The 14298-nt window shown below is 36.9% G+C and carries 9 protein-coding genes; 6 read left to right on the plus strand and 3 right to left on the minus strand.

Annotated features, from left to right (window positions below):
- Positions 1-2: 2 nt before the first annotated feature.
- Genes G509_RS0112075 through G509_RS0112085 form a run of 3 tightly spaced genes read left to right on the plus strand, consistent with a single transcriptional unit; the run spans position 3 to position 4186 of the window.
- The gene (locus tag G509_RS0112075) at positions 3-2288 is read left to right on the plus strand and encodes an ATP-binding protein (RefSeq protein ID WP_207382700.1); all 2286 of its coding nucleotides are present in this window, start codon (positions 3-5) and stop codon (positions 2286-2288) included.
- Complete coding sequence (locus tag G509_RS0112080; protein ID WP_026991767.1) at positions 2278-3429, plus strand: hypothetical protein; 1152 nt, start codon at positions 2278-2280, stop codon at positions 3427-3429. Before G509_RS0112075 ends, G509_RS0112080 begins: the two co-directional genes overlap by 11 nt.
- 4 nt (positions 3430-3433) lie before the next feature.
- Complete coding sequence (locus tag G509_RS0112085) at positions 3434-4186, plus strand: hypothetical protein (RefSeq protein WP_026991768.1); 753 nt, start codon at positions 3434-3436, stop codon at positions 4184-4186.
- Here G509_RS0112085 and G509_RS22025 read toward each other — a convergent pair.
- The 3 genes from G509_RS22025 to G509_RS0112100 form a co-directional block, all read right to left on the minus strand.
- Complete coding sequence (locus tag G509_RS22025) at positions 4141-5292, minus strand: cysteine desulfurase family protein (RefSeq protein WP_035738918.1); 1152 nt, start codon at positions 5290-5292, stop codon at positions 4141-4143. The genes G509_RS0112085 and G509_RS22025 overlap by 46 nt on opposite strands.
- 207 nt (positions 5293-5499) lie before the next feature.
- The gene (locus G509_RS0112095; protein WP_026991769.1) at positions 5500-6213 is read right to left on the minus strand and encodes a hypothetical protein; all 714 of its coding nucleotides are present in this window, start codon (positions 6211-6213) and stop codon (positions 5500-5502) included.
- Between the two features lie 113 nt (positions 6214-6326).
- A complete protein-coding gene (locus tag G509_RS0112100; protein WP_026991770.1) occupies positions 6327-6638 on the minus strand; it encodes a hypothetical protein in 312 nt (103 codons plus the stop codon).
- 593 nt (positions 6639-7231) lie between these two features.
- On the opposite strand from G509_RS0112100, the gene G509_RS0112105 reads away from it, so the two are divergent.
- From G509_RS0112105 to G509_RS0112115, 3 genes are read left to right on the plus strand one after another with little or no spacing between them, the layout of a single operon-like run.
- A complete protein-coding gene (locus tag G509_RS0112105) occupies positions 7232-10249 on the plus strand; it encodes a SusC/RagA family TonB-linked outer membrane protein (protein WP_026991771.1) in 3018 nt (1005 codons plus the stop codon).
- A 10-nt stretch (positions 10250-10259) separates the two neighbouring features.
- Positions 10260-11642 (plus strand): RagB/SusD family nutrient uptake outer membrane protein, encoded by a 1383-nt coding sequence (locus G509_RS0112110; RefSeq protein WP_026991772.1) that lies wholly within the window; start codon positions 10260-10262, stop codon positions 11640-11642.
- Positions 11642-14278 (plus strand): S9 family peptidase, encoded by a 2637-nt coding sequence (locus G509_RS0112115; RefSeq protein WP_026991773.1) that lies wholly within the window; start codon positions 11642-11644, stop codon positions 14276-14278. The genes G509_RS0112110 and G509_RS0112115 overlap by 1 nt, the downstream gene beginning before the upstream one ends.
- Positions 14279-14298 lie beyond the last annotated feature (20 nt).

Genomic DNA, 14298 nt, shown 5'->3' on the forward strand with positions numbered 1-14298 from the left:
TAATGGAAGAAGAAAAAGAAATCCAAGTTGAGATTAATGATTCTATAAGTTTTACTGTAGATGCAGGCCTTATTGACAGGTTAGGCAGGGAACTTGTTGGTCGTTCAGAAACTGCCGTGTCAGAATTAGTTAAAAACGCTTATGACGCTGACGCTACATTAGTAGAAGTTAAATTTATAAATTCTAACATCGTAGGCGGTACTTTAAAAATTATTGATAATGGATTAGGAATGACAAGAGAGCAACTAAGAAGAGGCTTCATGACAATCTCATCCTCAGATAAAGTACATAACCCCATATCTGAAAGGTACCAGAGAAGTAAAGCTGGCAGGAAAGGTATAGGTCGTTTCGCTACTCACCGTCTGGGACGTAATTTGACAATAATTACCCAAACGCTATCTTCTGAAAAGGCCTTAAAACTAACTATAAATTGGGATAGCTATGTTATAGATCAGGACTTGGCCAATATTAAAAATCCCGTTGAAGAAATTGACAAAATTAGACCTGAAGGTACTGAACTAATTATTGATAATTTACGTGAATCTTGGAGTATTGCGGAAATTAAAAGGATTTATCGGTATGTATCAGATTTATTTCAACCGGATTATCTATCCGATAGGAGTAGAGATTTAAACTTAGCAAAACAACAGGATGAATCATTTACTGTAAATTTTTCAGAAGAAATTTGGGGGTCTGAAGTTGCTATAGCAAATCCGGACAAAATGATTTTTGAGAAGGCATTGGCAGTTATTGAAGGTTACATCGACAATGATCACGATGGTTTCTGTTCAGTATACAGTAATAATTTGGAATTAGAAAATGATATTATCCCTATTCTTTACGGCAAAAAATCTACTGCAACCGTTTTGGAGAATGGAGTCGAAATTCAAAAAAAGATTATAATTGATAAATATAAAAACTTAAAAAATATTCATTTTAAAGTTTACTATTTTATTTATAATCGAGAAATTTATTATACTAATATTAGTAAGACGGAACTTGCTAGTGTTCAAAAGATTGCTAAAGAACAAGGCGGAGTAAAACTATATCGAAATGGTTTTAGAGTACTTCCGTATGGAGAAAGAGGTAATGATTGGCTAGGGATTGATAAAAGATATTTTGACGCTTCTGGACAAACTAATATTCCATCAGGAAATCAAAATCTTTTTGGGTTTGTTGAAATTGTAGATCAGGAAGGTGCTCAATTTGAGGAAACTGCAAGTCGTGAAGGAGTTCTTGAGAATGAATCTTATCTTGAACTTAGAGATTTTATTTCGAAGTCTCTTGGCGCAGGTACCAATAGAATACGTGCTCAAATAACTAGAATTAAAGACGAAAATGAAAGACAAAAACAACAAACTTCTAATACTATTCCGGATGTTATAAGAAGTCCAATTGAAAAATTAGATGACTTACAAAATAATATTGATGATTTAGTAGGAGGAAACCTAAGCGATGAGCAGGCATCCACATACAAAGCTAATATACGACAGTATGTTGATGGATTGAAGCAAGACTTTCAAAAACTCTTAGACGAGTTAGGAATGACTAGAGTTTTAGCTGGATTGGGTTTGACCATAGGGGAATTTACCCATGAGGTCGTTCAGTTTTCTCCCTCATTATATGGGGATTTAGATGTATTAACAGATCAGGTTTTAAACGAACAGGGTTTATATTCACTTGAGAATTTGAAGCGTACAATCGACTTATTCACATCATATACCTCTTATTTTAATGCAACGGTATCTGCAAATGTTAGTAGAGAATTAAAGCCTCAAGAGCTTGATGTAGTTGTAACAAAGTTCCAGAATGTTATATCTTCCGATTTAAAAAAATTGTCAATTGAATTAGTAGTGGAGCCATATGGATATAACTTATTTACCGTTCCAATGCATTCGTCTGAATGGAGTTCTATTTTATTTAATTTATATACCAACACAAAAAAAGCAATCAAAAGACGGAATGTGCCAGGCAAAATTAAAATTATAATTGGTAAGGAAGCAGATTTACTTTACCTTGAATTCTTAGATAATGGTGACGGCGTTCCATCTGAAAATAGAAATAGAATCTTCGACGCTTTTTTTACTACATCAACACCGGCAGGATTTGATGCAACCCAAGATGAACGTTTGACAGGAACAGGTTTGGGCTTAAAAATTGTTAAAGATATTGTTCAAACATATGGTGGAACAATTGATTTAATAGAACCAGAACAAGGTTACATGACTTGCATTAGAATTGAAATGCCATTAGCAACAGAAAAACAAAGACAAGATTATGCAGTATAAATATCTATACATAGATGACGTAAAAGATGGCAATGAAATTGGTGTTATTAATGCCCTTCAAAAGGATGGTCATCTCGAAGTTGATTTTATGCAGCCTATGGAATGGGATTTAATGTTTACCAAAGAAATCGATGGAACACCAAATGTTGATTATCTACCAAAAAATTTAGAGGGCTACAATGGTTTGATATTAGATTTACGACTATATGACAATGCAAACAATAAAGGTTACACTGCAACATATCGCGGATCAACCGTAGCACAAGAAATAAGAACATTGGTAAAAGAAAAGGAAATCAACCATGATATTCCAATTGTTCTGATCACAGCTAATGAAAATGTTGACACATCATTGGATGAAACAGGGAAGGACTTATTTGATAATATCGTAAAAAGAAGTGATGTTGGAAACGCTTATACAACATTCCGAAGTAAATTAATAAGTTTAGCTGCTGGCTATATATTTTTTAATAATGAACAAAAGTCATTGGAATATATATTTTCTTATGATAAAGTTTCTAATATTGACTTTAGATTCATTCAGTACTTTAATGATATTAAAGATCAGCCAACTCATGTAATTTCAAGATTTCTTACTAAAAATGTCTTTGAGAAACCATCCTTTTTAATTGATGAATATTACCTGTCAGCCAGATTAGGTATCTCAATGCAGTCAGAAGATTGGATAAATTTCAAGAATAACTTTCTTAACGACTATAAATATAAAGGCGTTTTTTCTGATTTTTATGATCGATGGTGGATGGTGGAAATTGAAAATTGGTGGGATGAAAATTTTAAAGATTGTTATTTGAGGTCAATAACATCGTTAGATAGAGCTAAATTGATAAGTGAGCTATTCGCTTTAAAATTATCCCCACTCGAAAAAACTCCAAGATCTACTTCGAATAAATTTTGGACTGTATGTAAAGTTACAAAACGAGCAATCGATAATGTCGATGGTTTTATAATTGCTAATCAAGATGATAATTTTCCTTGGCAGGAAAAAGAATATATAAGTCGGGATGAGGCCCTCAGGCCCACAAATAAAACATTATGGAAAGATGTTGCGATAATTGACAAAGAAAAGCTTGAAAAGCTAAAGGCTGTATTGGAAAGGGAAGAACAAAGAGAAAAACGATAATCGCATGGTGAATAGTGACTTAAATTACTTAGCAGAACTACTTTATAAAGAAAGTCTATGTAGAGATATCGACCAACTTAATAATACTACTGGCCGTCTTTATAATATCCACCATTCAGATAAACATAATTATAAAATTATTGATTTTGAATTCATAAATATCGACAAAATTGGTAAGAGCATACCAATGGAAACAGATGATTTAAAAATTTTATTTTCAATATGCATTCATTTCAAAGAAATGGATATATATACGGTCAGCGACCCATTAATTGACTTAAAATTTAATATTGAACTTTTTGGTTATGTTTTAAATGATCTTTATCCAGAGGGTACTGATTTGCATTCATCATGGCATCTTGATCGACATATTTTTGATAAGCTTGATGAAGAAAACAAATTTTCTCATCCGCATTATCATTTTACTTTTGGAGGTAACAAGATGAAAGATGCGCTCGGAAAATTTAACTATGGACAAAGTCTTATCCTTCCTACGCCAAGAATTGCATATCCGCCGATGGATGCTATTTTAGGGATTGATTTTATAATTCAAAATTATTATAATAAAAATAAAGTGAAAAATATTCTTACTGATTCGGAATATATACGAATTGTAGGGGGTGCACAAGAAAGGTTGTGGAAACCTTATTATATGTCGATTTTTTCCAAATGGAACTGTTCAGTGTCGGAAAATATCGAAGAAGCTTTTAATTATAGCAAACTTTTACCATTCTTACATTCAAATTCGATCGCCTGAACCAATTTTTCTATATCAGAAAATTTATTTGCTTTACCTATAGAAATACGTAAGCTGCCTAAAGATTGTGTGTCATCCAATCCCATGGCACTTAAAACATGGGATGATTGAATTAACGAGGATGTACAGGCTGATCCATTACTGACTGCGATGTTTTTGTATTTACCTATAAAGATATTTGCATCAAAATTCGGAAGACATATATTTAAAGTATTGTATAATCTTTGACTTTTACTACCGTTTAAAAAAGAACCGTTAATTTTTAATAACCTATTCTCAATAATATTTCTGATTTCAGAAATATGTTTTTCATTATAAGTCATATCTTTAATAGCACACTTGCTTGCTTCTCCAAAACCGACAATTGCCGGAACATTTAGTGTTCCACTCCTTAATCCTGCTTCGTGACCTCCTCCGTGTTGTAAAGATAAAATCTTAGCTTTTGACTTTTTATTGATATATAATGCTCCAACACCTTTTGGTCCATAAAATTTATGAGGAGAAAAGCACATTATATCGATTTCATTTTCTAGAACGTCTGTAGTTAATTTACCCACGGCTTGGGTAGCGTCCGTCATAAACAGCGCGTTGGCTTGATGTGTAATTGTACTAATTTTTTGAATTGGCTGAATTACACCTGTCTCATTATTGACCCACATGACGCTAACAAGTAAAGTATAATCTTTTTTAATGATTTGCTTTAATTGCTCAAGATTTATTAACCCATCATTATTTACTTCTAGATAATCAATTTCGAATCCTAATGACTCTAAGTATTTACATGTATCTACAACAGCCTTATGCTCCGTTTTAACAGTAATAATGTGCTTTTTATAATTAGTATGTTGTAAACTTAAGCCCTTTAGGGCAATATTTATACTTTCTGTAGCTCCAGAAGTAAAAATAATTTCGGTTGGATCTGCATTAATTAGTTCCGCAACATTATTTCGGGCATCTTTAACTGCCGAATTTGCAGCTATTCCTGCTTGATGTGTACTGTTAGCATTTGCGAAATTTTCTTTAAAATAAGGCAGCATTGAATCTAAAACCCTGTCATCAATGGGAGTGGTTGCATTATTATCGAAGTAAATAAATGAATTATCCATACGCAAAAATAAACATTATCTGCTTATTTATTGTCACGATAGTCATTTTAGAAGAAACACGTTACTGTAGTATATCATCCCTACATTAAATTAATTTACTAATTTCATATATATTTTATAGATTTCTTTCATCGTCAGATTAACGTTTTCATTATTAGATATTTAACGCTTATTACGATTGTCATTTATTAGATTTGTTATGTTGATTTAAACTAAATCATCAAGACACAGGATTAAGGTATTATTTACATTTTTTAAAATAAACCAAAATGATTTTTTATCAACTGTGTCAGTATCAACTTTTTTGAGTTCAGTTAAAAGTTCTTTTATATTCATTTTAAGTATGATAAAACAGCAACTTTTAAATTGATATAACTTTTGATAAATGGCAAGTTTATAAAAATCCTTTTCAAAATTCCCACTTTTCAAATTCTCATTTAATTTAACCTCAGCAATTAACGTTTGATGGTTTATATTATCTTGTCCTCCATGCAAAACAAAGTCAGGAACAAAATAAGTTTGATCTATTAAACCATTCTCTTTTATTTTTTCAAAAAGTGATAAATTCTTTAAATTTTCATAGTTTTTTAAAGGCAGCGTTAAGTTGGCTTTGTTTATCTCTCCATTTAAGTTTAGTGATGAATACTTATGTCCAGTACCGTTTACAATTGAATACCATCTGTAATACAGTTGGTAACAAAAATTCCTTTCTAATGAATGCTCACGAATATTTTTTTGACTCTCCAAAAATCGTAAAATATATTCGTCCGCATTATTCTTCTCAATTTCAGCTTGGAAAAAGGGATTGTCTGAAATATTTTCACCTTTCTCTAGACCAATGTACGTGTCAAATGTTATAAAAACTTGATCAATCTTGCTAACTGAATTATAAAGATCATCTAAATAAATATTTCCTGTCATTTCTATGTGATTAAGATTTGATCATAGATGTATTACTCTTGTAAGAATTATATTTAAATTCCATGAATAAAATAATCTGAGTATATAACTTGCCATAATAAGAAGTAAAACAATCACTTTTTGATAGCTCCGTCTAAGCTCGAATAATATTCATTAAAATCAAAATCAATATCAAGTAAATCTTTAGGATGGACACGCAAGCCAATAGCAATATCAATTAAAGTGCTTAATCGACAATCTATTTTGTTGTTTGCAACGTCGCTTATTCTAGCAGAGGTAGTATCGCATCTTTCAGATATTTGAGTATACGGTATATTACCTTTTGATTTTTTAATTCTATTAGCTATTAACTCTTTAATTTTGATAGTTTCATTCATGGGTTTAGCATTTGCTTGCAAGTTGAAGCTTGCTAATAAAAATTTCATTACCGAATTCGGTAATGAAATTTATTTTTAATATATTTGTAATTATTATACTTATGAATGTGTAATTTTGCGATTCTTCAATAAAATATTTGAAGCATTCGCTTTGAATCTTGCTTAGAAAAACTGGACACTTTTTTAGCGCGCAAGATGATGAGTGCAAATGCTCACGCCTTAAAGGGCGTGGGCTCACTTATTCGCGCGCAGGTAGTCCAGTAAATCCTTTAAGCAATAAGCTGAGTTTAAACCCACGCCTCTTTTTTTTGGCATTATTATAATTTTACTCTGCTTAATTCTTAGCGTACTTCACATATATTCATAGTCTCGCATATACGTAATTGTTGAACCAATAGTTGCTGCCTATGGGATAAAAAATCTTTATTATGCTTTTAAGGCCTGGGAGGTACTGATTTTCTTTTGAGTTAGTGGTCGGGAGTCTCGGGCTATTTTTCAAATCAACCATTTATTGCGATTGCCTATGCAAGGACAACTACATTGACCTTCTGTAGATTAAAAAAAGCCCCCTATATCTTCTTGGCGGACGACTAGGAGGCTCGGCTAACAAAACATTTCGTTTCATTTAACTTAACCAATGTATGAATTATTTTTTATTCTGCAAAGGTAGGGTGGGGCTTTGGTATACGCTTGTTTTAGCGGTATACCTTTGTTCCTGTTCTGCTATTGCAAGCGAAGCGCCACCCCTGTTTTTGCAACAGCAAAAAATAACTGGTGTAATTACCGATGCTCTCGGTCCATTACAAGGGGTGAATATTATTGTAAAGGGTACCACCGTTAGAAGCACTTCCGATGAGCTGGGCAGGTACAATATTAATGCTGCAACAGGAGATATCCTCGTTTTTTCCTTTATGGGTTTCAAAACAATAGAAATCGGCATAGGACAGCAAACTATTGTTAGTGTCCTTTTAATTGAAGATACTATGCAACTTGAAGAAGTGGTGGTCAACGCCGGATACTATTCAGTGAAGCAAAAGGAAAGTACCGGCAGCATAGCCCGGATTACATCTAAAGATATAGAGAAACAGCCTGTTACTAACTTTTTAGCGACGATGCAGGGAAGGATGGCCGGCGTGGCAGTTACACAATCTACAGGTATAGCCGGAGGGAGCTTCGATATTAAAATCAGGGGAATAAACAGCCTGCGCAGTGATGGTAATAATCCCTTATACATAATAGACGGGGTACCCTATACCGCAGATGCAATTGGGCAGGGCTTTACAAACACGGTTATGCAGTCTCCGACAAGCCCCTTAAACAATATTAATCCTGCTGATATTGAAAGCCTGGAAGTGCTGAAAGATGCGGATGCCACTGCTATTTATGGTTCACGTGGGGCGAATGGCGTTGTACTGATAACCACAAAAAAGGGAAAAGCAGGCAAGACAAAGTTTACTGTCAGTTTCGCCCATGGCCTTGCGTCAGTGACTAGGTTTATGGATATGATGAATACGCAGCAATACCTAAAAATGCGCCGTCAGGCTTTCGTTAATGACGGGATCACTGAATATCCAGCATATGAATATGATATCAACGGCACGTGGGAGCAGAACCGTAACACCAATTGGCAGAAAGTGCTTTTTGGGGGTACTGCCGAGGTTACGAGCCTTCAATCCTCATTATCCGGAGGAAACCAACAGACACAATTTTCCTTAAGCGGTAATTTTGGAAAGGAGACAACGGTATTTCCAGGTGATTTCAGGTATCTTAAAGGGAATGTTCGAGCCGGCCTTAACCACGAGTCCTTGGATCAGAAGTTTAAAGTCGGTTTCTCTGCGGGCTATACAATACAAGACAACAATCAGCCTTCTACCGACATCACGACACAGGCACTAAGCCTCGCGCCAAATGCCCCAAATCTTTATGATGCTACAGGTAACCTTAATTGGGAAAATAATACTTTTGAAAATCCCTTGCGTTTGCTCAGCGGCAAATCATTTAGCAAGACCTACGATTTGGTATCAAGCGCAAATTTTTCATACGAGATAGCAAACCGGCTGATACTAAAAACAAGCCTGGGGTATACGGACCTCAACCATACGGAAAGTAGTTCGCAGCCCTCTACGATTTTTAACCCGGCCTATGAACTTGGACCGGAAAGTTCACAAATTTTTGTTGGGACAACTTCCCGAAAATCCTGGATTGTCGAACCGCAGTTAAATTACGGCTTTGACACCGGGAAATTACAGGTTGAGGCGTTGGTCGGCAGCACATTCCAAAGTCAGCGCAATGAGCAACTGGGCTTACAGGCCTCGGGTTTCACGAGTAACAGCTTAATTTATAATTTGGCTGCCGCCTCGAACATTTACGTTATTAACAACGATATTTCACAGTATCGTTACCAGGCTTTTTACGGGCGTCTTAACCTCAATTGGGACAAGCGCTATATCATTAATATTACAGGAAGGCGTGATGGTTCCAGCCGCTTTGGTCCGGGCAGGCAGTTTGCATGGTTTGGTGCCGTTGGGGGAGCATGGTTATTTTCAAATGAAAATTTTTTGAAAGAAAACAGCTTTTTAAGTTTTGGAAAAATTCGGGCTAGTTACGGGACAACGGGCAGTGACCAGATCGGTAACTACCAATTTTTGGATACCTATACAACAGCCGGAACGAATTACCAGGGTGTCATCGGTTTGCAGCCTACGCGGCTTTTTAACCCATTATTTGGATGGGAGCGTAGTAAGAAACTGGAGGTCGCGTTAGAAGCCGGATTTTGCAAGGACCGCATCTTTGTCACAGCCGCTTGGTATAAAAACCGCTCGTCAAATCAACTTGCAGGGATTCCGCTTCCAGGCACTACAGGTTTTCAAACCCTGCAGGCCAATATGGATGCAACAGTTGAAAACAGGGGCGTGGAAGTTACCTTACGTACAATAAATATAACATCCGATCATTTTAACTGGACAACCAGTATCAATTTCAGCAAATCAAAAAATGAGCTGGTATCATTTCCGGGTATAGAAACCTCAACCTATGCTAATTTATTGGCAGTTGGCGCACCACTTAACATAAAAAAGGTATACCACTATACGGGTATAGACAGTCAGGCCGGGACTTATACTTTTCAGGATGTTAATAACGATGGGCTCTATAATGCCGCAGATCGTAAAACTATTGTAGACCTGAACCCGAAATTTTACGGTGGAATTCAAAACCAGCTGAAATATGGCAATGTGGAACTCGACTTCTTATTTCAATTCGTAAAACAACGCAATTATAATACAGCGGCTTTTGGCCCCTTGCCGGGAACAATGAGAAATGTTGCCAGCCCGAATGTAAGCAGCTGGACAAGTCCGGAAAATACCGGTGCATATCAGCTATACACCAGTGGGGCGAACAGCGCAGCAGCGATCGCGTACGGGCGTTATATTGCGAGTGACGCAGTGATAACTGATGCCTCATATGTAAGGCTTAAAAACATAGGTTTATCGTGGGACATTCCCCAAAAGTATATTCCTAAGATACATTGCAAAATCTATTTTCAGGGCCAGAACCTGATAATCTTTACAAAATTCAAGGGTGCCGATCCTGAATTCAGCGCAACCGGTGCGTTGCCTCCCTTAAAGGTCTTAACCACCGGAATCCAGTTAACCTTTTAATCAATTTATTATGAAAAATATAGCATCATTCAAGATTTTCATCTTGCTTCCCTTTATAATGCTTTTATCCTGTAGCGATTTTGTGGAAGTCGACCTTCCCACATCTCAATTAACAACAGGGATTGTATTTGAAAGCGAATCTACAGCAAACGCGGCCATGACAGACGTATATTCTAAAATCAGGGATACAGGTCTTCTTACAGGAACTGCGAGCGGTATGTCGTGCCAGCTAGGTAATTATGCCGATGAATTAATTTACTATGGGCCGGCAGGATTATCCACTGAAAACTTTTATAGGAACACCCTGTTGGTAGATGATCCTACCATTCTTGAATGGTGGAATAGTTCGTATAACCAAATCTATGCAGTTAATGCAATATTGGAAGGTGTTGAAAATTCCAGTTCATTAACCGGCGATTTTAAAACCCGGTTAAGTGGGGAATCCCTTTTCTTAAGAGCGCTACTTCATTTTTATCTCTTGCAGGTTTATGGCGATATACCCTATATTACAACAACGGATTACCTGACTAACAGCAATGTCTCACGTACTTCGGTGGATCAGGTATATCAAAATATTGAAGAGGATCTGTTGCTGGCTGTAGAATATTTGCCCCAGGCCTATAATGATGGCAACCGAACAAGGCCAAACCGTTTTGCCGCTATGGCATTGATGGCACGTGTCTACCTCTATCAGGGGAAATGGGCAGAGGCCTCCGAAGCAGCTTCAGCAGTGTTGAACCAGACGCAGGTATACAGTATTGAGAGTGATTTGGCTAATGTCTTCAAAATTGAAAGCAGCGAAACAATTTGGCAACTGGACAGTGCATTGCCGGGAGAAAATGCTTCAGAGGCGACGACGTTCATTATCATACAAGGGCCACCCCCATTAACGGCACTAAGTGAACAATTTATGGCTTCCTTTGAAAATGGCGATTTGCGAAAAGAAATCTGGACCAAGGAAATTACAGATGGTAACTCCATCTGGTATTATCCCAATAAATACACCACGTTTGAAAATACAGGAAGCAGCATCCAATTTTCAGTAATGCTGCGGCTGTCTGAACAATATCTGATCAGGTCCGAAGCCCGTGCACACCAGGGAGATATAATCGGGGCAAGGGAAGACCTGAATATAATTAGAAATACTGCGCAGCTCCCTGCTAATACCGGGTCAACTGCCGATGGGCTCCTCGCCGCCATTGCCCATGAGCGAAGGGTAGAGTTTTTTACGGAACACGGCCACCGCTTCTTTGACCTTAAGCGGACAAACTCTTTAGACAGTACCCTAGGGAATTTTAAACTAGGCTGGAGCATTACGGACAGGCTGCTGCCCATTCCGGAACGCGAATTACTGGTTAATCCGAACCTTAACCCTCAAAATCCGGGATACTGATGATACGCTATGACCTGAAAATAGAACAAAGGCTATTTTTTATTTCTTTTTTACTTTTTGCAACCTGTTCTTTATGGGGGCAGGTACGGCAAAAAAAAATAGTGAAGGAAGAAGTTTACCATCTATGGCACAGCCTTAGCCTTGATAACATTTCTGAAAACGGAAATTGGGTGTCCTATAAAGTGCATTATGATGGCGGGAAGGATACGCTGTTTCTAAAGAATACTAAAAATAAGACATGCTATAATTTCCCTCAGGCTCACTACGGTACTTTCTGTGGGAAAAATTATTTCGGATGCCTCGCCGGGGGTGTGTTTTACCTTACAAATTTAAATACTGGGGCGATTGTGGCTACTAAGGAGGTACTATCGTATACTTTCTCAGGAGATACAAAATATGTACTATTGGTAACTCAAAGCGGTAATACGCAAAATCTGGTGATTAGTGATCTGAAAGGTAACAGGCTTTATAGCATCGGAAATATCAAATATTGGTTGATGGACCCTACGGGTAAATCAGTTTCTTATGTTTGGGAAAACGATGGCAACTACCAAATTTCGATCATAAAATTAGAGAAAAATCACTGGCGCATTCAGGTTGCGAAAGGTTCCAGCCCCTATAATAATATGGCCTGGCAAACTAATGGCGAAGGAATAAGCTTTACGCAGTATCCCAGTGGTACTGCATCTGGAGGCGGCGCCGTTTATTATTATAATGTAAAAGGTGCAAAACTCTATGCGATGGTTCCTGATGATGTTCCTGGTTTTCCAAAAGAGTATGCTGTTGCCAACACCAATGAGACACAGTTATTGGTGTCAGACAATGGTCAGCGAATATTCTTTGGGATAAAAAACACTAAAGTCCCTTTAAAGAAAGATACTCAGGATGTACAGGTATGGAATGTAGCTGACAGGATAATTTACCCAGCTTTTTCACAGACACAACTACCTACAGGCCGGGAAGAATTGGCGGTATGGTTTCCTATGGAAAACAGGATATGCCAGATCACGGATGAAGCCTTACCAAGTACTGGAATAACGGCTGACTTTAAATATGCTGTCAGTTGCGACCCTTACAAGTATGAACCCCAATTTCAGGCATATGCTCCTCGGGACTACCAGGTTATTAATCTGGAAAGCGGTAGTAAAAAACATTTACTCACTGCTTATCCGGGTGCTGAAGGGGGACTGTCTTTTTCCCCGGGCGGAAAATTTATGTTATACCCTAAGGCGTCAAATTGGTATCTCTATGATTTTAAAAATAATAAACATTGGAACATCAGTAAAAAAGTAAATGCTGTATTTTTTAAAACCGATCCTACCTTTCTGGATCAGGCAGTCCCTTATGGAAGTCCTGGATGGGATCAGGAAGATAACTATGTATTGTTGTATGATGAATTTGATATTTGGAAAATAGCTACCGCAGATGGAACAGCTATACGGCTTACAAAAGGTAGGGAGAAGAACCAAGCTTTTAGAATTTCTCCCGTATCAGCAAAGCGTAGGGAAGTACGCTATTATAACAATGTTGTCAAGGCAGTATATGATAGTGATGATGGTATTTTGTTAGAATCAAAAGGGCAAAATTATAGTTCTGGATATTATGTACTAAAAGAGAACACATTGGTTAAAATCATTGATGAGGATAAAAGGATAACTAATGGAAAGTTTTCTCAGGACAATAGTACAATGATGTTTACTACTGAAGATTATGATGAACCAGCCTTATTATGGGTTGCAAAACTATCAAAATCGCACAGCACTTTTTTTAAGGTGTATCAGTCTAATGTACACCAGCAAAACTTCTATTGGGGAAGATCAAGCTTAATTAAGTACACAGGTTTTAACGGGAAAGCTTTGTCGGGTATACTATTTTATCCGGCTGACTACACTCCATCTAAAAGCTATCCGATGATTGTTCACATTTATGAGAAGCAAAGTAATTCGTTACACATGTATAGGAATCCCGGGTTTACAAATGAGGAAGGTTTCAATATTAGTAACCTCACTTCAATGGGATATTTAGTCCTGCTTCCCGATATCGAATATGAAATGGGTAAGCCGGGGGAATCAGCGAAGGCTTGCGTGCTGGCTGCGGTACAAAAAGTGGTCAGCATGGGAGTTGCACAAGAGAATAATATCGGAATTATCGGCCATTCTTTTGGCGGCTTTGAAACTAATTACATCATTACACAGTCCAATATATTTAAAACGGCTGTTGCAGGCGGGGCAATTAATGATTTGACAAGTTGGTATTTAAGTTTATCAATATCAAAGAGCCAATTGCAGTTTTGGAGATTTGAATCACCGGGCAACATGCGGATGGGAAAATCACTATTTAATGATCGGCAGTTATTTTTTGCGAATTCACCTATCCTCCAGGCGAATAAAATTCAAACACCTTTGCTGAGCTGGTCAGGTACGGAGGATATTACAGTGCAGGCAACTCAAAGTATAGAAATGTTTTTGGCGATGAAAAGGCTTAACAAAAACCATATACTTTTATTATATCCGGGAGAGGATCATAGCATACTTAATGAATCCAACAAATTTGACCTTGCAAAAAAGATAGAATCCTGGTTTGGGTATTATCTGAAAAGTGAACCATTACCTAATTGGATGGAAATAAATAACTAAAAAAACAATGCAGCCTAAAG

This window comes from Flavobacterium subsaxonicum WB 4.1-42 = DSM 21790 (assembly GCF_000422725.1).
In the GTDB taxonomy this organism is placed as follows: domain Bacteria; phylum Bacteroidota; class Bacteroidia; order Flavobacteriales; family Flavobacteriaceae; genus Flavobacterium; species Flavobacterium subsaxonicum.

Excerpts from the sequence above, each read along its gene's own strand:
- G509_RS0112080 (WP_026991767.1), top strand. The coding sequence starts at position 2,278 with ATGCAGTATAAATATCTATACATAGATGACGTAAAAGATGGCAATGAA.
- G509_RS22025 (WP_035738918.1), bottom strand. The coding sequence starts at position 5,292 with ATGGATAATTCATTTATTTACTTCGATAATAATGCAACCACTCCCATT.
- G509_RS0112115 (WP_026991773.1), top strand. The coding sequence starts at position 11,642 with ATGATACGCTATGACCTGAAAATAGAACAAAGGCTATTTTTTATTTCT.
- G509_RS0112100 (WP_026991770.1), bottom strand. The coding sequence starts at position 6,638 with ATGAAATTTTTATTAGCAAGCTTCAACTTGCAAGCAAATGCTAAACCC.
- G509_RS0112095 (WP_026991769.1), bottom strand. The coding sequence starts at position 6,213 with ATGACAGGAAATATTTATTTAGATGATCTTTATAATTCAGTTAGCAAG.
- G509_RS0112075 (WP_207382700.1), top strand. The coding sequence starts at position 3 with ATGGAAGAAGAAAAAGAAATCCAAGTTGAGATTAATGATTCTATAAGT.
- G509_RS0112110 (WP_026991772.1), top strand. The coding sequence starts at position 10,260 with ATGAAAAATATAGCATCATTCAAGATTTTCATCTTGCTTCCCTTTATA.
- G509_RS0112105 (WP_026991771.1), top strand. The coding sequence starts at position 7,232 with ATGAATTATTTTTTATTCTGCAAAGGTAGGGTGGGGCTTTGGTATACG.
- G509_RS0112085 (WP_026991768.1), top strand. The coding sequence starts at position 3,434 with ATGGTGAATAGTGACTTAAATTACTTAGCAGAACTACTTTATAAAGAA.